Here is a 23,588-nt window from a genome sequence, read left to right as displayed (position 1 = left end):
CCCGGCAACGCTGCTTCCCGGACGGGCTGGCGGAGATGATCCGCGCCAGGGATCGGTACTGCCGGACCCCGTACTGCGACGCACCGATCGCGCACACCGACCACGTCGTTCCGCACGCGGCCGGTGGTCCTACCGGCTTCGCGAACGGGCAGGGGCTGTGCGCGGCGTGCAACTACGCCAAGGAAGCCGCGGGCTGGACCAGCCGGGTGGTGCCGGACGCGAGCGGACGGCACACCGTCGACACCCGAACCCCGAGCGGACACCACCACCGGTCCACCGCCCCGGACCAGGCGGCCTAACTAGATCCGGCGGGCCAGACCCACGCGGGTCAGCGTTCCGACGAGGCGCAGCGTGCGGCCGATCTGCCGCGGCGAGGCCATGATGGTGCGCTTGTGCCGGTGGCCGGCGGCGGCGACGGGCTTGCCGTCGAGGCGGTCGGCGAGCCAGCCGAGCAGCAGGGGCGCCGACAGGAAGTGCATGGAGAAGTGGTCGCTCCACTGGTCGGTGAGGTACTCCACGTGCGTGCCGCCGGACGCGTAGCGCTCGACGTGCGCCTCGGCATCGGAGGCCGGCGAGATCTGGTCCTTGGTGGACTGCACCACGAGCATCGGCATCGACGGAGCGGACTGGCCCGGCCGGATGTCGTCGAAGATCTCCAGAAGCTTCGGCAGCCGGGCGACCTCGTCGAACGACAACTCGGGGCAGTAGTACCCGAAGTCCTTGTGCGCCATCTTGCGGATGGCCCGCTCGGGCGACCAGTCGAGCGCGTCCTCGTAGAAGAGCTTGCGGCCCTTGTCGTCGACGTGCTCGGCGAGCACCTCGCGCAGCGTCGGGTACTCGCGGGCGAGCGCGGCGATCACCAGCGTCGGCAGGCCCGTGAACAGGGTGTTGTTGAGGTAGACGAAGACATTGCCCGGATCGGAGACGGGCGCGCCCACGGCGCCGGCGATCAGGTTCAGTTCGGGGGCGTACGACGGTGCGATCTCCGCCGCCCAGGAAGTGGCGAGGCCGCCACCCGAGTAACCCCAGACGCCGAGGCGCGTGTCGGCGGCGAGGCCGAGCGGCTCGTGCGAGAGCGCGGCGCGCAGACCGTCGAGCACCATGTAGCCGGGCTCGCGGGGGATGCCCCAGCGGCCGGCCTGGCCGCCGTGGTCCGGCACGGAGACGGTCCAGCCCTTGGCGACGGCAGCTGCGATGAAGAGGTACTCGATCTGCGGGAACGAGGCGTCGTCGCAGCGGACGCCGTGCTGCAGCACGTACGAGGGGAAGGTCTTGGGATGCAGCGAGTCGATCGCGCACTGGTACGAGACGAGCGGCGCACCCGGCTTCGCGCCGCGGAGCGGGCTGATCACGGTGGTGACGGTGACCTCGGGGACGCCGTGCATGTTCACGGTGCGGTACAGCAGCTGGGTGGCACGCACCTTCTGCTTGATCCGGCCGAGGAAGCCGATGCTCACGTCGCGGTACCGCAGCACGGTGCCCTCGGGTGCGTCCTCGAAGCCCGACGGGGCGTCGAAGAACGGGTCGATGCCCACCATCTGCGGCTCCGCGGGTGCGGGCCACAGCTCGGCGAGCTCCGTGCGGTTCTGCACAGCCGTCATGTCGCGTCCTCCTGATCGGGCGTTCGGAGCGACTGTACACATGTTTGGGACAGATCTGAATAATCTGTCCCATTGCGGTTCGGTTGCGGAACGACCCCGGCGCCGGGGCCACCGCTGCTCGCGCGCACGATCGGGCGCTGTGTGAACATCCGGTGAATCCGTCCGCGGACATCCCCGCGACGGCTAATCTTCAGTTCGCTTAATGGCGGATTGAGGTGAATGGCATGGCCCCTGGCGACCGCGTGCAGTTGCGCGACGAGGTGCTCGGATTCGGAACGGTGCTCAGCGCCGACGACGAGGCGGTGTCCGTCAAGCTCGACGACGGCCGTGCCGTGGCAGTGCACCGCGAGGCCCTCGTCCTCTTGTGAGCCCGATCGCCGGCCCGGGCCGCGGATGGTTCCGCCGCTAAGAGCCGGCTGCCGCCAGCATCATCAGCGTGGCCCGCATGGACTCGATGACGGGCTCGGTGGCGATGGTCGGATCGATCGCGCGCTGAATACCCAGCCCGATCCCGGCCGAGAGCAGCAGCTCCGCGGCGGATTCGAGCGTGCTCCGCAGGTGCGGTTCGATCTCCTCGGCGCCGGACTCGCCCCGCACCAGGTCGACGAGCATCTCGACGACGGTGCTGCGCGCCGCGGCCCGGAGCTCCACGATCATGGCGAGCAGATCCGGGTCGTTGCGGGCGACGGTGATGAACTCGAGTTCGAGCATCGTCCAGCCCACGTCGCCGGCGGTCCGCTGCACCCAGTCGGCGAGCAGATCGATGCGGTCCTGCAACTGCCCCTCACCCGTGACCACGCCGGCGAGCTCGCCGATCTTCTCGTCATGGATGGCCTGCAGCACCTCGCGGCACAGGTTCGGCTTGTCGACGAAGTTGGAGTAGACGGCCCCCTTGGAGTATCCGGCTCGGTCGGCGATGTCCTCCAGGCTCGCGGCGGCGTACCCGACCTCCAGGAAGCGATCGCGCGCGGCGATCAGCAGGTCGGCGCGGGTCTGCGCGCGTTGTTCCACCCTGGTCAGCCTGGCCACGGGAGAAGAATACGCGACAGGGTATTCAAAAACTCGCAGTATTCGGATACTGTCGGTCACATGAACCTGTTCTCTTCTCGCGACCACCTCGCCCGGCTCGACGGTGCGCTCGTCGTCATCACCGGCGGCGCCCGCGGTATCGGCGCCGCCACCGCACGCCTCTTCGCGCAGCACGGCGCCCGCGTCGTGCTCGCCGACGTCGACCTCGACGTCGCGGAGACCACCGCGGCGACGATCCCCGGCTCGCGCGCCGCCCGCCTCGACGTCACCGACCGCGCGTCCTGGGCGGCGCTCGTCGCCGGCCTCGACGCCCCGGTCGACGTGCTCATCAACAACGCCGGCGTCATGCCGCTCGGGCACTTCGAGGAGGAGTCCGAGACCACCACCGACCTCATCCTCGACGTCAACGTGCGCGGCATGCTCAACGGGATGCGCGCGGTGATCCCCGGGATGGCCGAGGCCGGCGGCGGCCACGTCGTGAACGTCGCGTCGATGGCCGGGATGATCCCGATCCCCGGCATGGTCACCTACAACGCCAGTAAGTTCGCCGCGCTCGGCGCCTCCCTCGCCGCCCGCCGCGAGTACGAGGTCGCGGGCGTCGCCGTCTGCGCGATACTCCCGTCCGCGGTCCGCACCGAGCTCTCCTCGGGCGCCCAGCTCGGCGGCGGCATGCCCACGGTCGACCCCGAGGACGTGGCCGCGGCGATCCTCGACACCCTGCGCACCCGCGCGGCGCGCACGTCCGTCCCGAAGTGGGTCGCCCCGGGCTGGAGCCTCGTCGAGGCCTTCGTCCCCGAGCCGATCGAACGCCTCGCCCGCAAGCTGGTCGACGACCGGCGCACGCTCGCCCTCGACGCCGCGGCCCGCAAGGCCTACACCGACCGCATCGCCCGGCAGGCCACCGACCACGCGGATCACGCCGCCCTGACCGACGGGGAGGCCGCCCGGTGACCCGCGCGCTCGTGATCGGTTGCGGCGGCACGATCGGCGGGGCGTGGACCATCGCCGCGCTTGCCGCGCTCGAGGAGCAGCTGGGCTGGGACGTGCGCGAGGCGGACGTGCTCCAGGGCACCTCCGCCGGCTCGGAGATCATCACCGCCCTGCAGGCCTTCTCGGTCCAGGACCTCGTCGCCATGCAGGAGGGGCACGCGGGATCGCCCGTGCTGCACCACCACCTCGCCGCCACGCCGGCGCCGCTGCCGCGGATCCCGTTCTCGCTGCCCGCCGACCCGTCGACCCTGTGGACCCGCCGCGGCGGGCACGCGCCGCTGACCGGCGTCGCCCCGCGCGGCCGCGGTGATGCGACGTGGCTGCAGGAGCTCGCCGACGCCACCGTCGGGCCCGGGGCGCTCGTGCCGCCGAAGGCCCGGCTCGTGGCCTACGAACCCGCCACCGGCGAGCGCGTCGCCTTCGGCGCGCCCGGGGCCCCGAAAGCCACTGCCGGCCAGGCCCTCCGCGCGTCGTGGGCGATCCCCGCGTGGATGCCGCCCGTCGAGATCGAGGGCCGCACCTACGTCGACGGCGGTGCCGCCTCGACCGCCTCGGTCGACCTCGTCACCCCGCAGGACGCGGACGAGATCGTCGCCGTCGTCTCCATGGCCTCGGCGCCCGGCGTCCGCGGCCCGGGCCTCGGCGGCCTCCTGGAGTACGCGGCGCTGCGCCGCCCCATGTCACAGGTCCTCTGGAACGAGGTCGCCGTGGCGCGGGCCCGGGGGCAGAAGGTCACCGTCATCGCGCCCGACGGTGCCGATCTCGCCGGCCTCGGAGCGAACTTCATGGCCCGGGGCAAGCGGGCGGAGGCCTTCGCGGCCGCACAGCGCACCGCCCCGCTCGCCGTCCGCCGCGGACTGGAGGAGGCGCGATGACCGAGCCCCGCATCGTGGTCATCGGCGCCGGCGTCGCCGGCATCTCGACCGCGCACGTCCTGCAGGAGAAGGGATTCACCGACTGGGTGGTCCTGGAGAAGGGCGCCGACGTGGGCGGCGTCTGGTTCTGGAACCACTACCCCGGGCTCACCTGCGACGTGCCCTCGCAGATCTACCAGTTCGCCTTCGCCCCGAAGCCCGACTGGGAGAAGATCTGGGCCACCGGCCCGCAGATCCAGCAGTACCACCGCGACGTGGTCGAACAGCTGGGCCTGCAGGACCGGATCCGCTGCAACACCGAGGTGCTCGCTGCCGAGTTCGACGACGCCTCCGCCACCTGGTCGCTCACCCTGAACACCGGCGAGACGATGACGGCCGACTTCGTCGTCTGCGCCACCGGCGTGCTGCACAACCCCGCGATCCCCGACATCGAGGGCCTCGCCGACTTCGCCGGCGACGTCGTGCACACCGCGCGCTGGGACGACTCCCTGGTCACCGAGGGCCGCCGGATCGCCGTCATCGGCACCGGATCGACCGGCGTGCAAGTGGTCTCGGCGCTGCAGCCGGCGGCGAAGCACCTCACGCACTTCGTCCGGTCGCCGCAGTGGGTGCTCTGGGCACCGATGCGGATCCCCCAGATCGGCGCCGTCACAGCGCTGTTCGAGCGGGTTCCGGGGCTGCTCGACCAGGTGCACCAGGGGCTGCTCTGGGGCTCGGGCATCCTCGCCGACGTCGTGACCAAGCCCTCCTGGCGGCGGCGCGCCGTGCAGGCCTACGCACGGCTGTCCCTCCGCGCGCAGGTCCCGCCGTCGCTGCGGGATGACCTCACGCCCGACTACGAGCCGCTCTGCAAGCGACAGGTCGTCTCCGGCACCTACTACTCGGCGCTCAAGGCCCGCAACGCCTCCCTGGTGACCGACGGCATTCAGCGGATCGAACCGACCGGCATCCGGACCGCCGACGGAAAGCTCCACGAGGCTGACCTCCTCGTGCTCGCCACCGGCTTCCGCGCACACGACTACATGCGGCCCATGCGCGTCACGGGCCGCGACGGCGTGAAGCTCGACGACGCCTGGGCCGACGGCCCCCGCGCCTACTGCATGACGGCGATCCCCGGCTTCCCCAACCTGTTCACCGTGCTCGGCCCCAACTCCCCCACGGGGTCCATCTCCCTGCAGTTCTCGGCCGACCTCACGGCGAAGTACATCGCGCAGTGGCTCGATCGATTCCGCCGCGGCGAGGTCCGGGCGGTGGAGGTCACCGAGGAGGCCACGGCGGTCTTCAACCGGCTGGTGGCGGAGGCCATGGGCCCGACGGTCTGGAACACCGGCTGCAACTCCTGGTACTTCACCGAGGGCGGGTCGATCGACCTGTGGCCCTTCGACCGGAAGACCATGGTGCGCATGCTGTCCGCGCCCGACGACGCGGACTTCCACGTCCGACGGTCCGCCGACCGCACCTGACGATCACGGCGTCCCGAGGCGGGCGCGCAGGACGGAGAGGGCCCGGTGCTGCGTGAGCAGCACTTGGCCCTCCGTCATCGTGAGCACCTCGGCGCACTCGGCGACGCTGCGCCCCTGCACGATCCGCAGGAGCAGGACGACCCGCAGCTCGTCGGGCAGGCGGTCCACCAGGGATCCGCGGGCCCGCGTCGCGGCATCGGAGTCGATCATGACGCGATCCTCCGACGCGGGTGCGGCGGCCGGACCTTCGTATCGTCCCGGCCGCGTCACGATCGTGTCGCAGAACCTCAGAACCACACGCGGGCGAGCCACGCGGCGAGGCCGAGGCCGCAGATCGCCACCACCACCCGCAGCTTCCCAGCGTCGATGCGAGCCACGACGGGCGGGCCGCACCACCCGCCGGCGAAGCCGCCGATCGCCATCGCGATCGCCGCGGGCCAGTGCACGGGCCCGAACACCGCGAACCCGAGCGCGGCCGCGAGGTTCGCGAGGCCGAGGGCGTAGCTCTTGAGCATCGCCGCGCGCCACAGGGGTTCGGACGTGGCCAGCAGGGTGAGCGCCAGGATCAGCACGCCCGCGCCCGCGCCGAAGTAGCCGCCGTACACCGCGACCAGGAAGACGCCCGCCGGGTACAACCGCGCGAGGCGCCGCACCGCCGGGCGCTCGTGCAGGTGCGGCTGCAGCAGGATCGCGATCGCCGCGATCGCGATGAGGACGGGCACCACCCGCTCGAAGGTGTCGCCCGGCGCGAGGAGGAGCAGCGCGGATCCGGCCGCGCCTCCGGCGACCGCCAGCGCGGCCAGCGACCGCATCTGCGAGCGGTCCTTCGCGAGCTCCGACGCCGACGAGGCGATCGACCCGCCACCCACAGCCACCATCGCGACGGTGTTGGTGACGTTGGCCGCGACCGGGGAGAGGCCGAACGCGAGCAGCGCGGGGTAGGAGACGATCGAGGCGAGCCCGGTGATGTAGCCGATGAGGCCCGCGCCGAATCCGGCGATCACCATCGCGGCGATCGTCAACGCCGTCATCGTCTCCCCTGTTCCGGGCGTTCCACCAGTGAGGAGACCCTAGCGCGTCACGGCGTGACGATCGAGAAGGCCGGATCGGGCTCGTCCGTGACCGAACGCAGCGCCGCGAGCGGATCGGGCGGGCCCACGATGCGGAGCTTGCCGGCGTGGACCAGCTCAGTCGCATTCGTCCCGCCGAGCAACTGCGCCAGCGCCTGCTTCGACACCCGCACCACGGTGCCGGCCGCCGGCAGCCCCTCGTACCCCGCCGTCTCGAAGTGGGTGAACACGCCGTTGCGGAGTTCGGTGCGGTACACCTGCCCCGGCACGTCGGTGATCTCCCAGTCGATGACGGCCACGACGTCCCACGCCTTGCGCCCGTCGATCCGCAGCGCGACGGCGTCGAAGAGCTGCGGGACCGTCAGCGCCGCGGTCAGGCTCGGCGTGGCCACGGCCGACGACGGCGGGATCTTGCCGTTGCGCAGTTCGTGGGCGCCACTGAGGTAGAAGTTCCGCCACGTGGCGTTCTCCGTGGCGTACGCCAACTGCTCGAAGGTCGAGGCCTGCAGCCGTTTCGCGGTCTCGTTTCCGGCGTCGGCGAAGATCACATAGTCCGCCACCTGCGTGGCCCACCGGAAGTCGCCGTCGTCGTACGCCTCCTGCGCGATGCGCAGCGCGGCGTCCGCTCCGCCCATCGCCGCCACGTGGCGCGTCGCGCTCTCGACGGGCGGATGCTCCCAGAGGTGCGCCGGATTGCCGTCGAACCAGCCCATGTAGCGCTGGTAGATCGCCTTGACGTTGTGGCTGACGGAGCCGTAGTAGCCTCGGGTCGACCAGGTCCGCTCGAGCGCGGGCGGCAGTGCGAAGTCCTCCGCGATCTCGCTGCCGACCCGGCCCTGGTTGAGTTGCCGGAGCGTCTGGTCGTGCAGGTAGGCGTACAGGTCGCGCTGCGCGCTCAGGTACTGGACGATCCGCTCGGTACCCCAGGTCGGCCAGTGGTGCGAGCCGAAGCAGACGTCGACCCGGCGGCCGTAGAGGTTGATCGTCTCCGTGAGGTAGCGCGCCCACACGCGGGCATCACGGACCAGCGCGCCGCGCAGCGTGAGCACGTTGTGCATGGTGTGCGAGGCGTTCTCCGCCACGCACAGGGCACGCATGCCCGGCAGGTGGATGTTCATCTCGGCCGGGGCCTCGGTTCCCGGGGTCAGCTGGAAGACCAGCTCGACGCCGTCCACCGTCTCCGCCCGGCCCGTCCGATCGATCGACACCGTCGGGGCGATCAGGCCCTTGTCCCCGAGCGACGTGGTCTGTCCGAGGCCGGCGCCCACCGAACCGCGCGGCCCCTTGGGGAGCGCGGCGCCGTACATGTAGGTCGCTCGGCGCGTCATCGCCGTTCCGGCGTAGACGTTCTCGGCGACGGCCTCGTCCATGAAGCCGGACGGGGCGATGACGGCGCACCGGCCCGATTCGACCTCGTCGGCCGTCGTCACCCCCAGGACGCCGCCGAAATGATCGACGTGCGAATGGCTGTAGACCACGGCGACGACGGGGCGATCGGCACCGCGCTGCGCCCGGTACAGACCGAGCCCCGCGGCGGCGGTCTCCTTCGAGATGAGCGGGTCGATGACGATGATGCCGGTGGCGCCCTCGACGACGGTCATGACCGAGAGGTCGAGCCCGCGCAGCTGGTAGATGCCCGGGGCCACCTCGTACAGGCCCTGCCGCGTGTTCAGCTGCGACTGCCGCCACAGGCTGGGGTTCACCGAGGGCGGGCACTCGCCACGCAGGAAGCCGTAGGAGTCCATGTCCCACACCACCTTCCCCTGCTCATCCTTGATGACACCACTCGCGGGACCGCGCAGGAAGCCGCGGTCCGCATCGGCGAAGTCGGTGGTGTCGGCGAAGGGCAGGGCGTCGCGCATCCGGTTGTTGGCATCGATCGCGTGCCGTGTCGGATCGGTCTGCTTCGCCGACGGTGCGAGGGCCGGGCCGGTGGACGTCCCGCCGGTGGAGCACGAGGCGGTGGCGCCGACACCGAAGACGGCCACGGCGGCGGCACCGAGTCCCATCGCGCGGCGGCGGGAGACGACGGTCGGGTCGGCGGGCGGAGTGCTGTGGTCGCGCATGGATGTCCTGGTTCAGTCGGCGGGCGGCGCCGGCGGCGCCACGATCTTTCTATTGCAGTATGACTGCAATAGCGGATCGCGCGCCCGGATCGGCCACAATGGAGGCGCACGCCACCGCACCGGAGGCCCGACCGGGGCACACCGGGCGCACCGTCGACCAGGAGGAGCACGCGGATGCCCGACGCAGCCCCGCGCCGTCGCCGCAATCCCGAGGAGACGCGCGCGGCCCTGGTGGCGGGCGCGTTGGACCTGGTTTCCGCGGGCGCGGGCGATCCCACCGCGAAGCAGGTAGCGGCCCGGGCCGGCACGTCGGAGCGCAGCGTGTACGTCCACTTCCCGGGATTGGACGATCTCCGGACCGCCGTGGCCGAGCGACAGGCGGACCAGGTCCGCGCGCTGGTGACCGCGATCGAGCCGACGGGTCCCCTGTCCGATCGGATCGACGCGGCCGTCGCGCAGAGCATGGCGATCTACCGGCTCCAACGACACGTGCGGCCGGCGGGGCTGATCGCGGCCGTCCGAGTGCCCGCGATCGATGCGTCGATGAGCGAGACCGAGGAGCTCATCCGGTCGACGTGGGCCCGCGCCTTCGCGCCCGAACTCGACCGGGCCCCCGACCCCGGCCTCATCGATGCGATCGACACCGTCCTCGGGTGGAGCACGATCTTCCACCTCGTCGAGCGCCGCCGCCTCTCCGAGGCCGACTGCAACCGGACGCAGGCGCGCATGCTCGGTGCCCTGCTCGGAACCGCCGCCGACGACCGCTGACCGCGGACGGCCCGGTCAGACCGCGGGCTGCTGCTGCGTGATGCAGTGGATGCCGCCGCCGCGGGCGAACAGGGGCCGCGCGTCGACGGTGACGATCTCGCGTCCGGGGTAGGCGGCCGCCAGGACCTCCACCGCCACGGCGTCGTTCGGGTCGTCGAAGGAGCAGGCCACCACCGCGCCGTTGACCACGACGTGGTTGATGTAGCTGTAGTCGACGAAGCCCTCGTCGTCGCGGAGCACCGTCGGGGCGGGGACCGAGAGGACCTCCCAGGCCCGGCCCGCGGCGTCGGTCGACCCCGCGAACGTCTCCCGCAGCGCGGCGCACCGCGGGTGGTCGGGGTGCGACGGGTCGCGCTGGTCGTGCAGCAGGACGGTGCCCGGCGACGGGATGGTCGCGACGATGTCGACGTGGCCGCGGGTGCCGAAGGTGTCGGAGTCGCGGGCGAGCCCGAAGGGCAGCCACACGGCGTGCGTCGCACCGATCGTGCGCGCCATCTCGGCCTCCACCTGCGCCTTCGTCAGGTCCGGATTGCGACCCGGATCCAGCTGGACGGTCTCGGTCAGCAGGACGGTCCCGGCACCGTCGACGTTGATGCCCCCGCCCTCGTTCACCAGCTCGGACCCGATGTACTCGGCGCCGGCGAGGTCGGCGACGAACCGCCCGATCCGGCTGTCCCGGTCCCAGGTCGCCCAGGACTGGCCGCCCCAGCCGTTGAAGACCCAGTCGACGGCGCCGAGCCGGCCGGCCTCGTCGACGACGAAGGTCGGCCCGATGTCGCGCATCCAGGCGTCGTTGAGCGGCGCCTCGGCGATCTCGACGCGGCCGGACAGGTACCCCGCCGCTGCCGCGCGTTCGGCGGGGTCCACGACGACCGTCACGGGCTGGAAGTCGACGATCGCGTTCGCCACCGCCGCCCACGTGGCGCGGGCGGAGTGCTGCTCCTCGGCGGTGTCGCCGAGGGAGTAGCCGGCGGACGGGTAGGCCATCCACGTGCGGGTCTGGGGCGCCGTCTCCGACGGCATGCGCCACGTCATCGCGCACCCCCCAGCGGGCCGTTCGCCTCGACGGGCTCGACGAGCGGGCCGTAGGTGTCGGGCCGGCGCGTGGCGAGGAAGGGGAACAGGGTCAGCCAGTCGCGCCGCTGGTCCAGGTCGAGGTCGGCCACGAGTACGGCCGAGGCGTCGCGGGGCGCCTCGACGAGGATGCGGCCGTACGGGTCGGAGATGAAGGAGCTGCCGTAGAAGGTGATCGCTCCCTCGTCGCCCCACCGGTTGGGCACCACCATGAAGGTGCCACTCGAGATGCCGTTGCCGACGATCACCTGCCGCCACAGCGGGGCGGTGTCGAACTCGGGGTGATCGGGCTCGGAACCGATCGCCGTGGGGTAGGCGATGACGTCGGCGCCGCCCAGGGAGTACGCCCGCGCGACCTCCGGGAACCACTCGTCCCAGCAGGTGGGGAGGCCGAAGCGGGCGCCGCCGAGCTCGGCGGGCGCGTGCACGGGGTACGGGTCGGCACCGTCGGCCTGCGCCGGGCCGCGCAGGAAGTAGGTGTCCTCGTAGTAGCCGGCGGTGACCGGGATGTGCAGCTTGCGGGTGCGCGCCAGCAGCTCGCCGGAAGGGGAGACCATGATCGCGGTGTTGTAGCCGAGCGGCTCCGCGTCGGGGTGGCGCTCGTAGAGCGAGGCGTGCACCACCACGCCGTGCTGCTTCGCCGCGGCGGCCGCGAGGGCGAAGGTGGGCCCGGTCAGCAGGTCCTCGGCGAGGGCGCTGGGCTGCGCGCCGCCGCGCTCGAACGCCGGGTAGCGCAGCAGCGTGATCTCGGAGAGGAAGACGACCTTCGCCCCCGCCCCGGCCGCCTGCCCGATGGCATCGGTGAGCTCGGCCGCCAGCAGCGCGGCGTCGTCGTGCCAGCGGTGCTGCACGAGCGCGACGCGCAGCGGCTCCCGCTCGGGGGCGTCCACGCGGGCGGGCGACGCCGGAACCCCCGGCGCGACGATGAGCTCCATCTCGGTTCCTCCAGAATTTATCGATAGGCTTTCGATAAACGATAGCCCCGGGTGACCGCCGCCACAAGAGGCAAATCGAAAGCCTGTCGATTAGGCCTCGCGTCAGGTAGGTTCGTGCAGGTGAGCAGACGCGTCGGCCGGCCGAGCACCCCGCAACTCGACCGCGCCTCGATCGGCGCGGCGGCCCTGGAGCTCGTCGACCGGGAGGGCGCGCTGAGCATGCCGGCGCTCGCCCGCCGGCTCGGCGTCCAGGTCTCGTCGATCTACCACCACGTCGACGGCCGCGCCGGCGTCATCGGCCTGGTCCGCGACCTCGTGACCGCCGACATCGACGCCACGTGCTTCGCGACGGAGCCCTGGGACCGCGCCCTCGACACCTGGGCCCGCACCTACCGCACCGCGTTCGCCGCGCACCCCGCCGCGGTCCGCCTGCTCGCCACCGAGACCATCGGGGGGCGGCAGAACCTCGCGATGTACGCGGCCGCGACCGCCGGCCTGCTCCGCGCCGGGTTCCCGATCGAGCAGGTCATGGGCATCGTCGTCGGCGTCGAGAACTTCCTCCTGGGGGCGGCGCTCGACGTCTCGGCGCCCGAGGTCCCCATCGCGGTGGACGACGACGAGGCCGCGACCGACGACCTGCGCCGGGCCCTCGCCGCGGCACCGTCGGGCCCGGAGCGCTCGCTGCAGGCCTTCGACCTGGGGCTCGCGGCGCTCATCGAGGGCCTGCGGGCGCTACTCGTCGCCGAGCAACAGCGCCAGTAGCAGCTCGGCCCGCACCCGCGCCGACTTCAGGTCCACCCCGAGCAGCTCCTCCGCCCGCTCCACCCGCGCCCGGGCCGTGTGCCGGTGCACCCCCAGCGCCGCGGCCGTCCCCTCCCACTGGCCGTGGTGCTCGAGGTACGCCCGGAGCGCCTCGGTGAGGCCGTCGTGCGCGCGCAGCGGGTCCAGCAGCGCGCGGTCGAGCCGCGCGAGGGCGTCGCGGGTGCCGGGGTCCGTGAACAGGGTCCGCCCGGCCAGCGCCGCGGCGTCGACGGTGCCGCCCCCCGGCCGCGCCGCGCGGGCCGCGAGTTCCGCCGCCGCGACCGCCTCGGCCACCGCGCCCGGCGCGTGCGGCGCCCCGAGCCCGAGCTGCAGCCGGCCGCGCTCGCCCGGCGCGAGGCCCGCGACCAGGGCGTCGGCGAAGGCGGGGCCGTCGTCGCCGCCGAGGAGCGCCACCACGCCGCCCGGGCCGGCCGCCTCGGAGACGAACACCGGGCGGCCCGCGTCGTGCAGCGCCGCCCGGACCGCGGCGATCACCGCCTCCGGGTCGGCACCCCCGCGGATCATCAGCGCGCGGACCCCGGACGGATCCGCCGCCTCCGCGACCAAGGGCGCGGCCTCGTCGAGGTCCCCACCCGCGGACAGGACCAGGCGCAGGGCCGCGGCGTTCATCCGCCACTGCGCGAGCCGCAGCCGCAGCGGTCGCTCGAAGTCCAGCGCGAGCAGGGAATTGGCGTGGCCGATGAGCACGTGGTCCGTCGCCGAGGGTTCGCGCGGCAGCACCACCCCGAGGTGGCCGTGGCCGCGGTCGCCCACGCGGATGGGCTGGGTGACGATGGTGCCGTGCCGGGCGGCCGGGTCGGTCGACGGCGCCGTCACGGGCCCGACCGCGGACGCCGCGACGTGCGCGCGCGCCTGCTCACCCACCTCGCGCGCGACCGCCGGATCGAGTTCCGCCGGATGCGCCTGGACCACGCGCCCGCCGCGATCCAGGAGGAGTGCCGCGCCACCGGATCCCACCGACAGCTCGCGCAGCGTCGCCGACGGCCCGCCCGCGACCGCCGCGCGGGTCATGCGCTGCTGGGCCCGGCCCGCCGCCGCCTGCGCCGCGTTCGCGCGTCGCGCGATCTCGTCGATGACGGTGCGCGCGACGGCCACGAAGGGCGTCGGCAGGGGCACGTCCACGAGTGCGAGCCCGAACTCGTCGGCCGCGTCGACCAGGGCCGACGGTGCGCTGGCGCGGGAGACGCCCACGCCGAAGCCCAGCCCGGAGACGCCGCGGTCGGTCAGGCGCCGCACGTACTCCCGACAGCCCTCGTCGCCGGGCGGGATGCCGATGCCCGTGGTCAGGAGCATCTCGCCGCCGGTGAGCCACGGGGTGGGGTCGGCGAGCTCGGTGGTGATGACGAAGGTGATCGGGACGTCCGTCGCCGCCGCGCCCGCGCGCAGCCCGAGGCCGAGGTCGCGCTGCCCCAGCAGCCAGCGCACCGTGACCGCCATGCCGCTCCAATCCGTCGAGTCGACGTCGTCGATTTCGCCATTCTGGCAGATGCGCGGCCCAGTGACCCAGCGCACAGTGAGAGGACTTCCCCGTCCCCCACCGAAAGGGCCGCGATGTCCGACCGCCTCCAGAACTTCATCGACGGAGCGTTCGTCGACTCGGCGTCGTCCGCGTCGATCGACATCGTCGACCCGGCCACCGAGGCCGTGGTCGCGGTGTCCCCCGTCTCGACCGACGAGGAGGTGGCCGCCGCGGTCGCCGCGGCCGAGCGCGCGTTCCTCACCTGGGGCCGCACCACGCCGAGCGCCCGCCAGGCCGCGCTGCTCAAGCTCGCGGACGCCATCGAGGAGCACGCCGACGAGATCGTCGCCGCCCAGGTCCGCAACACCGGCCAGCTCGCGGCCATGGTGAAGTCCGAGGAGGTCCTGGTCTGCGCCGACCAGGTGCGCTTCTTCGCCGGCGCCGCCCGCCTGCTCGAGGGCCGCGCGGCCGGCGAGTACATGGAGGGCTTCACCTCGTACGTGCGGCGCGAGCCGATCGGCGTCGTCGGCCAGGTGACGCCGTGGAACTACCCGTTCATGATGGCGATCTGGAAGATCGCGCCCGCCCTCGCCGCGGGGAACACCCTGGTGCTCAAGCCCTCCGACACCACGCCCGAGTCGACGCTGGTGCTGGCGCGGATCGCGCAGGACATCCTCCCCGACGGCGTCCTCAACGTCGTGCTCGGCGACGGTGCCGTCGGCGCCCGGCTGGTCGGCGACCCCGCGCTCGGACTGGTCGCGATCACCGGCTCCGTCCGCGCCGGGATCGCCGTGGCCACCGCCGCCGCGACCGACCTCAAGCGCGCGCATCTGGAGCTCGGCGGCAAGGCGCCCGCCGTGGTCTTCGGCGACGCGGACGTCGCCCGTGCGGCCGAGGGCATCGCGCAGGCCGCGTTCTTCAACGCCGGCCAGGACTGCACCGCCGCGACCCGCGCGCTGGTGCACGAATCCGTGTACGACGCCTTCGTCGCGGCCCTGGTCGCCCAGGCGCAGACCCTGCGGCCCGGCGCCCCCGACGATCCGGACGCCTTCTACGGGGCCCTCAACAACGTGCACCACTTCGGCCGCGTCATGGAGAAGCTGGCGGCGCTGCCCGCGCACGCGACGGTGGCGACCGGCGGGAAGCGCGCGAGCGAGACGGGCTTCTACGTCGAGCCGACGGTCATCACGGGCGTGCGGCAGGACGACGCGATCGTGCAGGAGGAGACCTTCGGCCCCATCATCACCGTGCAGCCCTTCGCGACCGAGGACGAGGCGGTCGCGCTCGCGAACGGCGTGCAGTACGGCCTCGCGTCCAGCGTCTGGACCACCGATCACGCCACCGCGAACCGGATGAGCATCCGGATCGACGCGGGCGCGGTGTGGATCAACTGCCACATCCCGCTCGTCGCGGAGATGCCGCACGGCGGATTCAAGCACTCGGGTTACGGCAAAGACCTGTCGGCGTACGGCCTGGAGGACTACACCCGAATCAAGCACGTCATGAGCAGCAACGACTGACCCCGACCGCACCGCCGATCACCGCCCGCCGAAGCCGCCGAGAAAGGCACCCCCGCGATGCAGAACGCCTCCCCCGCCGCCCACCCGCTCGATCCCCTCTCCGCCGACGAGATCCGCGCCGTCACGGCGCTGCTCGCCCGCGAGCACGGCGTGAACGCCGACTGGCGCTACGCCTCGATCGAGATGTTCGAGCCGAGCAAGGCCGAGATCACCGCCTTCGACACCGACGGGACGCCGGCCGAGCGCGTCGCCGTCGCGGTGCTCTTCGACCGCACCGCCAACCGCACCTACAAGGCCCGCGTCTCGCTGACCTCCGGCACCGTGACGTCGTTCGACCACATCCCGGACGTGCAGGCGAACGTCACCGTCGACGAGTGGGACGAGGCCGATCAGGCCCTGCGCGCGCACCCCGACGTCATCGCGGCGCTCGCCGCGCGCGGCATCACCGACATGTCGCTGGTGTTCATGGACACCTGGACGTACGGCGCGGTGCTCATCCCGGAGGAGTTCGCGGGGCGCCGGATCGGCTGGTCCGACACCTGGGTCCGCGGGTCCGACGGTGCCAACCCCTACGCCGGTCCCGTCAACGGCTTCCACTGCGTGATCGACCTGAACACGATGGAGCTGCTGCGCATCGAGGACACCTTCCGCGTGGACCGCCCCGAGATCATGGGCGAGTACGTGCCGCGGATGCTGCCCAAGGAACTCCGCGAGGCGAGCACCCGCCCCGAGCGCAAGCCACTCGAGATCACCCAGCCCGAGGGCCCCGGCTTCACTCTCGAGGGCAACAAGCTCACCTGGCAGAACTGGTCGCTGCGGGTGGGCTTCAACTACCGCGAGGGCATGACGCTGCACGCGATCACCTACAACGACAACGGGAACGTGCGCAAGATCGCGCACCGGCTCTCCTTCGCCGAGATGATGGTCCCCTACCGCGACCACTGCGAGGATCACTACCGGCGCACCGCCTTCGACATCGGCGAGTGGGGCCTCGGCTTCATGACCACCTCGCTGGCGCTGGGCTGCGACTGCCTCGGCGAGATCCGGTACCTGGACGCCACGCTCCACGACAGCAAGGGCGAGCCCTACGACATCGCCAATGCGATCTGCATCCACGAGGAGGACAACGCCGTCCTCTGGAAGCACGTGGACCACCACGCCGGCGCCGAGGTCCGCCGCATGCGCCGGCTCACGGTCTCCTTCCACGTCACCGTCGCGAACTACGAGTACCTCACCTACTGGCGGTTCTACGAGGACGGCAACATCGAGTGCGAGGTGCGGGCCACCGGCATCATGGTCGTGAGCCACTTCCCCGAGGGCGGCTCGCACCCGCACGGCACCCTCGTCGATCAGCGCACGTACGCGCCGTTCCACCAGCACTTCATCGTCGCACGCATGGACCTCGACGTGGACGGCGAGAACAACACCGTCTACCGGTCCGAGACGCAGATGGTGCCCACCGGGCCGGACAACCCGTACGGCCTGTCGCTGCAGCAGGTGAACACGCCGCTGCGCACCGAGTCCGAGGGCAAGCAGGACCCGCACTACCCCACGCAGCGCTCGTGGAAGGTGGTCAACGACAACGTGAAGACGGGGCTCGGCACGTCCCCGTCGTACAAGCTGGTCGCCTCCGCGAACGTCCCCGCGATGTTCGATCCGGCCTCGCCGATCCTCGACCGCTGCCGCGCCATCGAGCACACGCTGTGGGTCACCCCGAACGACCGCGAGGAGCGCTGGCCCGCCGGCGAATTCGTGAACCAGGGCGGCGGCGGCATGGGCCTGCCTGCGTGGACCGCGGCGAACCGGTCGATCGAGAACACCGACGTGGTGCTCTGGTACACGTTCGGCATCCACCACATCACCCGGCCCGAGGACTGGCCGATCATGCCGGCCGACACGGTGAGCTTCTGGCTCAAGCCCTTCGGCTTCTTCGACCGGAACCCGTCGATCGACGTGGCGCCCACCCCCGCGAAGTCCACGTCCTGCTGTTCCACCGAGACCGACGGTGCCGCCGCCGGATCCGCCTGTTGTGAGGGAGAGAAATGAAGGTCTACGTCGCCTACCTCGCCACCGACGGCGGCCGCGATGCGGTCGCCCTGGGCGTGCAGCTCGCCCGCTCCCTGGGCGCGGAACTCGCGCTCGGCATGGTGGTCCCGCCCGATCAGACCGGCGCCTTCGTCTCCGGCGACCTCGTGGACCAGGTGCTCACCGACCAGGCCGAGGCCTGGCTCGCGCAGGCGCGCGAGCAGGTTCCGGCCGACGTCGAGGTGTCCACGCACATCGGCGTGTACGACTCGATCGCGGAAGGCGTCATCGCCGAGGCGCAGCGCCTCGACGCGGCGATCGTGTGCGTCGGCGCGACCGGCGGCGGCCTCCTGGGCCGGCATTCGCTCGGCCCCGTGGTCAACGACCTCATCCACTCCTCCCCGGTCGCCGTCGCACTGGCCCCGCGCGGCCAGCGGCACAGCAGGGCCGAGCGGGTGCGATCGGTGACCTGCGCCGTGGGCGCGCGGCCGGGCGCGGAGGAGCTGCTCGACGCCGCCATCGCCGGTGCCGAGCGGGCGGGCGTGCCGCTGCGCCTCGTCTCGCTCATCGCCGTCGATCTCATGCCGACGGCCCGGCAGGGCGACGAGGCCAAGCTCGAGGAGGCCCGCCGGCACTCCGCCGCGGTGCTCGACGAGGCCCGGAACCGCCTGTCCGGCACCGTCGACGTCTCCTCGGTGGTCGTCCTGGGCGACACGGTCGAGGACGCCGTCAACGGCCTCGACTGGCACCCGGGCGACCTGATCATGGTGGGCTCGAGCCGCCTCGCCGCACCGCGGCGCCTGTTCCTGGGCTCCACCGCCGCCAAGATGCTCCGCGTCCTCGACGTCCCGATGGTCGTCGTCCCCAGGGCCGGGCTCGCATGACGGAGATCGTCGACAAGGGCCTGGCGAAGGGGCGGATCGGCACCCTCGCGGGCGCCGTGCTCGGCATCTCGACGGTGGCGCCGGGCTACACGCTCACCGCGAGCATCGGCCTGATCGTCGCGTCGGTGGGGCTGAAGATGCCCGCGATCTTCATCGCGGGTTTCATCCCGATGTTCCTCACGGCCTACGCGTACCGCGAGCTCAACGCGCGTGTGCCGGACTGCGGCGCCTCGTTCACGTGGTCCACCAAGGCCTTCGGGCCGTACGTGGGCTGGATGTGCGGGTGGGGCATGGTGCTCGCCACGATCATCGTGCTGTCGAACCTGGCCGCGATCGCCGTCGACTACTTCTACCTGTTCCTGGCCCAGGTCATGAGCAACGACGGCATCGCCGACCTGGCCGGCAACAAGCTCGTGAACATCGCGACCACGCTGGTCTTCATCGTGATCGCCACGTACATCTCGGGGCGCGGCGTCACGACCAGCGCCAAGGTCCAGTACGCGCTGGTCGGCTTCCAGATGGTGGTTCTCGTGGCCTTCGCGGTCACCGCGATCGTGCGGTCGCGCGGCGTGCCCACCGGGCTGTCGTTCTCCCTCGACTGGTTCAACCCCTTCACCGGCATCACGATCGCGGCCTTCGTCGTCGGCCTCACCGGCTCGATCTTCGCGTTCTGGGGCTGGGACACGTGCCTCACGCTCGGTGAGGAGTCGAAGGATCCGAAGACGGTGCCGGGGCGCGCCGGCCTGCTCGCGGTGGTCTCGATCCTCATCACCTACCTGCTGGTGGCGATCGCGGTGATGATGTACGCGGGCGTCGGGACCGAGGGCGTGGGGCTCGGCAATCCCGACAACTCCGAGAACGTCTTCCGCCCGCTGGCGACCCCCGTGCTGGGCGGCTTCGGCGGCCTCATGCTGTTCCTCGCGATCTTCGCCTCGTCGATCGCGAGCCTGCAGACCACGTTCCTGCCCGCGGCCCGGACGATGCTCGCGATGGGCTCCTACGGCGCGTTCCCGCGCAAGCTCGCGACGATCCACCCCCGGTACCTGGTGCCGACGTACGCGACGGTCGTCTCCGGCGTCATCACCGGCGTCTTCTACGCCGTGGTGAAGCTGCTCTCCGACCGCGCCCTGCTGGACACGATCGCCGCCCTGGGCATCATGATCTGCTGGTACTACGGGATCACCGCCTTCGCGTGCGTGTGGTTCTTCCGCCGCGAGCTCTTCACCGGCCCGCACAACATCGTCTACAAGTTCCTGTTCCCGCTGATCGGCGGCACGATCCTCGCGGTCGTCTTCGTGATCTCGGTGCAGGAGAGCCTGAATCCCGAGAACGGCAGCGGTTCCTCGCTGTTCGGCATCGGGCTCGTCTTCTACATCGGGTTCGGCCTGCTCCTGCTGGGGGCCGTGCTCATGTTCGTCCGGCGGGCCACCCACCCCGCCTTCTTCCGCGGCGAGACCCTCCGCCGCACCATCGCCCCCGTCGACGTCGACAAGGAGACCCTGCCATGACCGCCACGACCCCCTCCCTCAGCTACCGGCTGCCCCAGGTCCGCAACCTCGTGACCGCCCTGCCGGGACCGGAGTCGGCCCGCCTCGCCGAGCGCCGACGGTCCGCCGTCGCCGGCGGGGTCGGCTCGTCGGTGCCCGTGTACGCCGCGGACGCCGACGGCGGAATCATCGTGGACGTGGACGGCAACTCGCTCGTCGACCTGGGCTCCGGCATCGCCGTGACCAGCGTCGGCGCCTCCGACCCGCGGGTCGCGGAAGCCGTCGCCGCGCAGGCGCAGCACTTCACCCACACCTGCTTCATGGTGACCCCCTACGAGGGCTACGTCGCGGTGGCCGAGCGGCTCAACGCGCTCACGCCCGGCGATCACGACAAGCGCACCGTGCTGTTCAACTCGGGCGCCGAGGCCGTCGAGAACGCGATCAAGGTCGCGCGCCTGGCCACCGGCCGCGATGCCGTCGTCGCCTTCGACCACGCCTACCACGGGCGCACCAACCTGACGATGGCGCTGACGGCGAAGACCATGCCGTACAAGAAGGACTTCGGGCCCTTCGCGCCCGAGGTCTACCGGATGCCGATGTCGTACCCGTACCGCGACGCGGCGGCCGGCCTCGACGCCGACGGCAAGGCCGCGGCCGCCCGCGCGATCAGCCAGATCGAGAAGCAGATCGGCGGCGACGCCGTGGCCGCGATCATCATCGAGCCCATCCAGGGCGAGGGCGGCTTCATCGTGCCCGCCCCCGGCTTCCTGCCCGCCCTCGCCGCGTGGGCGAAGGAGAACGGCGTCGTCTTCATCGCCGACGAGGTGCAGACCGGCTTCGCCCGCACCGGCGCCTGGTTCGCCTGCGAGGACGAGGGCGTGGTGCCCGACATCATCACCATGGCCAAGGGCATCGCCGGCGGCATGCCGCTGTCGGCGATCACCGGCCGCGCCGACCTGCTCGACGCCGTGCACGCCGGCGGACTCGGCGGCACCTACGGCGGCAACCCCGTCGCCTGCGCCGCGGCGCTCGCCGCGCTGGACACGATGGAGGACCTCCAGCTGCCTGCCCGCGCCCGCGCCATCGGCGAGCGGGCCGTGGCCCGCTTGCGCGCCATCGCCGACGAGGTCGGCGTGATCGGCGACGTCCGCGGCCGCGGCGCGATGATCGCGATCGAACTGGTCCACCCCGGAACCTCGGAGCCCGACGCCGAGCTGACGAAGGCCGTCGCGGCCAAGGCCCTCGCCGCCGGCGTCGTGATCCTCACCTGCGGCACCTACGGCAACGTCGTGCGCCTGCTGCCCCCGCTGGTGATCGGCGACGAGCTGCTCGACGACGCCCTCACCGTGCTGGAGACGGCGATCCGCGAGGCGGCCGCGTGAACGTCACCGACCTGCTCCGTTCCGTCCCGACCGGCCTCTGGCTGAACGGCGCTTCGACGCCGAGCGAGTCCGGCCGCACCTTCGACGTGGTCAACCCCGCGACGGGCGAGGTCCTCGCCGCGGTCGCGAACGCGACGCCCGCCGACGCGGCCGCCGCCCTGGACGCGGCGAGCGCCGTCGCCGACGAGTGGGCCGCCACCGCGCCCCGCGTGCGCGCCGAGATCCTGCGCGCCGCATTCGAGGCCGTCACCGCCCGCGCCGACGACTTCGCGCTGCTCATGACCCTGGAGATGGGCAAGATCCTGCCCGAGAGCCGCGGCGAGGTGGCCTACGGCGCCGAGTTCCTGCGCTGGTTCTCCGAGGAGGCCGTCCGCATCGGCGGCCGCACCGCGACGGCGCCCGCCGGCACCGGCGAGATCGCCGTCGTCAAGGAGCCCGTCGGGCCGTGCCTGGCGATCACGCCGTGGAACTTCCCCCTCGCGATGGGCACCCGCAAGATCGGGCCCGCCCTGGCCGCCGGCTGCACCGTGATCGTCAAGCCGGCCGAGGACACGCCGCTGACGATGCTGCTGCTCGCGCAGGTCTTCGCCGAGGTGGGGCTGCCGGCCGGCGTGCTGTCGGTGCTGCCCACGCTGGACGCGCCCACCGTCGCGGGCGGGCTCATGGAGGACCCGCGGCTGCGCAAGGTCTCCTTCACGGGCTCCACCGGCGTCGGGAAGATCCTCCTGGCCCAGGCCGCGAACAACGTGCTGCGCACCTCGATGGAGCTCGGCGGCAGCGCCCCTTTCGTGGTGTTCGACGACGCCGACCTCGACAAGGCCGTCGACGGCGCCATGCTCGCCAAGATGCGCAACGGCGGCGAGGCGTGCACCGCCGCCAACCGCATCCTGGTGCAGAACGGCATCCGCGAGGCCTTCACCGCCAAGCTCACCGAGCGCGTCGCGGCGATGCGGGTCGGTCCCGGGTGGGAGGCCGACTCCGCCATCGGCCCGATCATCAACGCCAAGCAGCGCGGCTCCATCACCGCACTCGTCGACGAGGCCGTCGCCGCCGGCGCCACCGTCCGCACGGGCGGCAAGCCCGTCGACGGTGCCGGGTTCTTCTACGAGCCCACCGTCATCGACGGCCTGCCCGACGGTGCCCGCATCCGCCGCGACGAGATCTTCGGTCCCGTCGCCGCGATCGTCGGCTTCGACACCGAGGAGCAGGGCGTCGCCATGGCGAACGACACCGAGTACGGGCTGGCCGCGTACTTCTTCACGGAGAACGTCGGGCGGGCGCAGCGCGTCGCGCGGCGGCTGCAGGCCGGGATGGTCGGCGTGAACCGCGGCGTCATCTCCGATCCGGCCGCCCCGTTCGGCGGGATCAAGCAGTCCGGCCTCGGATCCGAGGGCGGCAGCGAGGGCATCGAGGAGTACCTGAACACGAAGTACATCGCGCTCCCGCCGGTGTGACCGCTCCCTCACCCCGGCGGCGCCGCCGACCAGCGCCGGTAGGGTGACCACGTGCGGCGATTGCAACGACTCCTGTGGGGCGCGACGCTCGCCGTGGTCCTCCTCCTCGCCGCGGTCGGCGGCGTCGGCTACGTGCTGTTCGGCGTCGACCGGCAGGATCCGTTGCGCAAGGTCGACGCGATCATCGTGCTCGGCGGCGAGCACGACGGCCGCGAGCAGTACGGCATCCGGCTGGCCCAGGAGGGCTGGGCGAAGAACGTCGTGCTCTCGAACCCCTACGACCACGACCGCACGATGCGGGAGCTGTGCGGCACCCGCGTGGGCGACATCAGCGTGACCTGCGAGGTGCCCGTGCCGAGCACCACCCGCGGCGAGGCGATCTTCACCGAGCGGCTCGCGAAGCAGCACGGCTGGTCCTCGGTGATCGTGATCAGCTGGGGCTATCACCTGACCCGGTCGCGGTACATCTTCGGCAACTGCTTCTCGGGCGAGACGGTCATGCGGGCGGTGCCCCGCGACTACGACTACGGCCCCGCCGACTGGGAGCTGATCTACCTCTACCAGTTCGTGGGTACCGCGAAGGCCGTGGTCCAGGGCGGCTGCGGCTGACCCGCAGACGGCCGTTCCGCTTTCTCAGGACGTGTTCTGGCGTTAAGATTGCGTCAAGATACACGTAAGAGGTGA

22 protein-coding genes are annotated in these 23,588 nt (G+C 72.1%); 14 read left to right on the top strand and 8 right to left on the bottom strand.

The window, feature by feature from the left end; translation table 11 throughout:
• Nucleotides 1-299, top strand: a 299-nt coding sequence (locus ACM9LD_RS20045) for an HNH endonuclease (RefSeq protein WP_415678306.1), incomplete at its 5' end; no start/stop codon positions are given.
• Here ACM9LD_RS20045 and ACM9LD_RS20040 read toward each other — a convergent pair.
• Nucleotides 300-1,601 carry a lipase family protein gene (locus ACM9LD_RS20040; RefSeq protein ID WP_415678305.1) on the bottom strand — a complete coding sequence of 434 codons (1,302 nt, stop codon included), beginning with the start codon at nucleotides 1,599-1,601 and terminating at the stop codon, nucleotides 300-302. It lies immediately after the preceding gene.
• Nucleotides 1,602-1,825: 224 nt separating this feature from the next.
• Here ACM9LD_RS20040 and ACM9LD_RS20035 point away from each other — a divergent pair, with 224 nt between their 5' ends.
• Nucleotides 1,826-1,969, top strand: a complete 144-nt coding sequence (locus tag ACM9LD_RS20035; protein WP_415678304.1) for a hypothetical protein — start codon at nucleotides 1,826-1,828, stop codon at nucleotides 1,967-1,969.
• Between the two features lie 37 nt (nucleotides 1,970-2,006).
• On the opposite strand, the gene ACM9LD_RS20030 is transcribed toward ACM9LD_RS20035, so the two are convergent.
• Nucleotides 2,007-2,630: a TetR/AcrR family transcriptional regulator gene (locus ACM9LD_RS20030; protein WP_224644870.1), complete on the bottom strand. Its 624-nt coding sequence runs from the start codon at nucleotides 2,628-2,630 to the stop codon at nucleotides 2,007-2,009.
• A 60-nt stretch (nucleotides 2,631-2,690) separates the two neighbouring features.
• Between ACM9LD_RS20030 and ACM9LD_RS20025 the strand changes: the two genes are divergently transcribed.
• From ACM9LD_RS20025 to ACM9LD_RS20015, 3 genes are read left to right on the top strand one after another with little or no spacing between them, the layout of a single operon-like run.
• Nucleotides 2,691-3,581, top strand: a complete 891-nt coding sequence (locus ACM9LD_RS20025) for an SDR family oxidoreductase (protein ID WP_415678303.1) — start codon at nucleotides 2,691-2,693, stop codon at nucleotides 3,579-3,581.
• Nucleotides 3,578-4,495, top strand: a complete 918-nt coding sequence (locus ACM9LD_RS20020) for a patatin-like phospholipase family protein (RefSeq protein WP_415678302.1) — start codon at nucleotides 3,578-3,580, stop codon at nucleotides 4,493-4,495. Before ACM9LD_RS20025 ends, ACM9LD_RS20020 begins: the two co-directional genes overlap by 4 nt.
• Nucleotides 4,492-5,958 (top strand): flavin-containing monooxygenase, encoded by a 1,467-nt coding sequence (locus ACM9LD_RS20015; RefSeq protein WP_415678301.1) that lies wholly within the window; start codon nucleotides 4,492-4,494, stop codon nucleotides 5,956-5,958. Before ACM9LD_RS20020 ends, ACM9LD_RS20015 begins: the two co-directional genes overlap by 4 nt.
• A gap of 3 nt (nucleotides 5,959-5,961) precedes the next feature.
• Here the strand turns inward: ACM9LD_RS20015 and ACM9LD_RS20010 are convergent, their stop codons facing one another.
• The 3 genes from ACM9LD_RS20010 to ACM9LD_RS20000 all read right to left on the bottom strand — a co-directional run bounded on the left by ACM9LD_RS20010 (nucleotide 5,962) and on the right by ACM9LD_RS20000 (nucleotide 8,890).
• Nucleotides 5,962-6,168 carry a sigma factor-like helix-turn-helix DNA-binding protein gene (locus tag ACM9LD_RS20010; RefSeq protein ID WP_415678300.1) on the bottom strand — a complete coding sequence of 69 codons (207 nt, stop codon included), beginning with the start codon at nucleotides 6,166-6,168 and terminating at the stop codon, nucleotides 5,962-5,964.
• 77 nt (nucleotides 6,169-6,245) lie between these two features.
• On the bottom strand, nucleotides 6,246-6,989 hold the full coding sequence (locus ACM9LD_RS20005; protein WP_415678299.1) for a TSUP family transporter: 744 nt from the start codon (nucleotides 6,987-6,989) through the stop codon (nucleotides 6,246-6,248).
• A gap of 47 nt (nucleotides 6,990-7,036) precedes the next feature.
• Nucleotides 7,037-8,890, bottom strand: a complete 1,854-nt coding sequence (locus ACM9LD_RS20000; protein ID WP_415678310.1) for an alkyl/aryl-sulfatase — start codon at nucleotides 8,888-8,890, stop codon at nucleotides 7,037-7,039.
• A gap of 378 nt (nucleotides 8,891-9,268) precedes the next feature.
• Here ACM9LD_RS20000 and ACM9LD_RS19995 point away from each other — a divergent pair, with 378 nt between their 5' ends.
• On the top strand, nucleotides 9,269-9,862 hold the full coding sequence (locus tag ACM9LD_RS19995; protein ID WP_415678298.1) for a TetR/AcrR family transcriptional regulator: 594 nt from the start codon (nucleotides 9,269-9,271) through the stop codon (nucleotides 9,860-9,862).
• Between the two features lie 15 nt (nucleotides 9,863-9,877).
• Here ACM9LD_RS19995 and ACM9LD_RS19990 read toward each other — a convergent pair whose 3' ends face one another.
• Both ACM9LD_RS19990 and ACM9LD_RS19985 read right to left on the bottom strand, forming a co-directional pair.
• The gene (locus ACM9LD_RS19990) at nucleotides 9,878-10,897 is read right to left on the bottom strand and encodes an agmatine deiminase family protein (RefSeq protein WP_415678297.1); all 1,020 of its coding nucleotides are present in this window, start codon (nucleotides 10,895-10,897) and stop codon (nucleotides 9,878-9,880) included.
• Nucleotides 10,894-11,871, bottom strand: a complete 978-nt coding sequence (locus ACM9LD_RS19985) for a nitrilase-related carbon-nitrogen hydrolase (RefSeq protein ID WP_415678296.1) — start codon at nucleotides 11,869-11,871, stop codon at nucleotides 10,894-10,896. The genes ACM9LD_RS19990 and ACM9LD_RS19985 overlap by 4 nt, the downstream gene beginning before the upstream one ends.
• A 120-nt stretch (nucleotides 11,872-11,991) precedes the next feature.
• Here ACM9LD_RS19985 and ACM9LD_RS19980 point away from each other — a divergent pair, with 120 nt between their 5' ends.
• Nucleotides 11,992-12,633 carry a TetR/AcrR family transcriptional regulator C-terminal domain-containing protein gene (locus tag ACM9LD_RS19980; RefSeq protein ID WP_415678295.1) on the top strand — a complete coding sequence of 214 codons (642 nt, stop codon included), beginning with the start codon at nucleotides 11,992-11,994 and terminating at the stop codon, nucleotides 12,631-12,633.
• Here the strand turns inward: ACM9LD_RS19980 and ACM9LD_RS19975 are convergent.
• On the bottom strand, nucleotides 12,604-14,130 hold the full coding sequence (locus ACM9LD_RS19975; RefSeq protein ID WP_415678294.1) for a PucR family transcriptional regulator: 1,527 nt from the start codon (nucleotides 14,128-14,130) through the stop codon (nucleotides 12,604-12,606). The two genes, ACM9LD_RS19980 and ACM9LD_RS19975, sit on opposite strands and share 30 nt — an antisense overlap.
• A gap of 114 nt (nucleotides 14,131-14,244) precedes the next feature.
• Here ACM9LD_RS19975 and ACM9LD_RS19970 point away from each other — a divergent pair, with 114 nt between their 5' ends.
• From ACM9LD_RS19970 to ACM9LD_RS19940, 7 genes are read left to right on the top strand one after another with little or no spacing between them, the layout of a single operon-like run.
• The gene (locus tag ACM9LD_RS19970) at nucleotides 14,245-15,672 is read left to right on the top strand and encodes an aminobutyraldehyde dehydrogenase (protein WP_415678293.1); all 1,428 of its coding nucleotides are present in this window, start codon (nucleotides 14,245-14,247) and stop codon (nucleotides 15,670-15,672) included.
• Nucleotides 15,673-15,729: 57 nt separating this feature from the next.
• Nucleotides 15,730-17,718 (top strand): primary-amine oxidase, encoded by a 1,989-nt coding sequence (locus tag ACM9LD_RS19965; protein WP_415678292.1) that lies wholly within the window; start codon nucleotides 15,730-15,732, stop codon nucleotides 17,716-17,718.
• Nucleotides 17,715-18,581 (top strand): universal stress protein, encoded by an 867-nt coding sequence (locus ACM9LD_RS19960; RefSeq protein WP_415678291.1) that lies wholly within the window; start codon nucleotides 17,715-17,717, stop codon nucleotides 18,579-18,581. Before ACM9LD_RS19965 ends, ACM9LD_RS19960 begins: the two co-directional genes overlap by 4 nt.
• Nucleotides 18,578-20,089, top strand: coding sequence for an APC family permease (locus ACM9LD_RS19955; protein WP_415678290.1), 1,512 nt, complete (start codon nucleotides 18,578-18,580; stop codon nucleotides 20,087-20,089). The genes ACM9LD_RS19960 and ACM9LD_RS19955 overlap by 4 nt, the downstream gene beginning before the upstream one ends.
• A complete protein-coding gene (gabT, locus tag ACM9LD_RS19950) occupies nucleotides 20,086-21,450 on the top strand; it encodes a 4-aminobutyrate--2-oxoglutarate transaminase (protein ID WP_415678289.1) in 1,365 nt (454 codons plus the stop codon). The genes ACM9LD_RS19955 and gabT overlap by 4 nt, the downstream gene beginning before the upstream one ends.
• Nucleotides 21,447-22,904, top strand: coding sequence for an NAD-dependent succinate-semialdehyde dehydrogenase (locus tag ACM9LD_RS19945; protein WP_415678288.1), 1,458 nt, complete (start codon nucleotides 21,447-21,449; stop codon nucleotides 22,902-22,904). Before gabT ends, ACM9LD_RS19945 begins: the two co-directional genes overlap by 4 nt.
• 51 nt (nucleotides 22,905-22,955) lie before the next feature.
• Entirely contained in the window at nucleotides 22,956-23,513 is a 558-nt protein-coding gene (locus ACM9LD_RS19940) for a YdcF family protein (RefSeq protein ID WP_415678287.1), read from the top strand.
• Nucleotides 23,514-23,588: the final 75 nt, after the last annotated feature.

The organism is Tsukamurella hominis, from assembly GCF_965137015.1.
Lineage (GTDB): Bacteria > Actinomycetota > Actinomycetes > Mycobacteriales > Mycobacteriaceae > Tsukamurella > Tsukamurella hominis.
The sequence above is the reverse complement of the archived record's forward strand: the minus strand, read 5'-3'. Positions and strand labels throughout refer to the sequence as shown.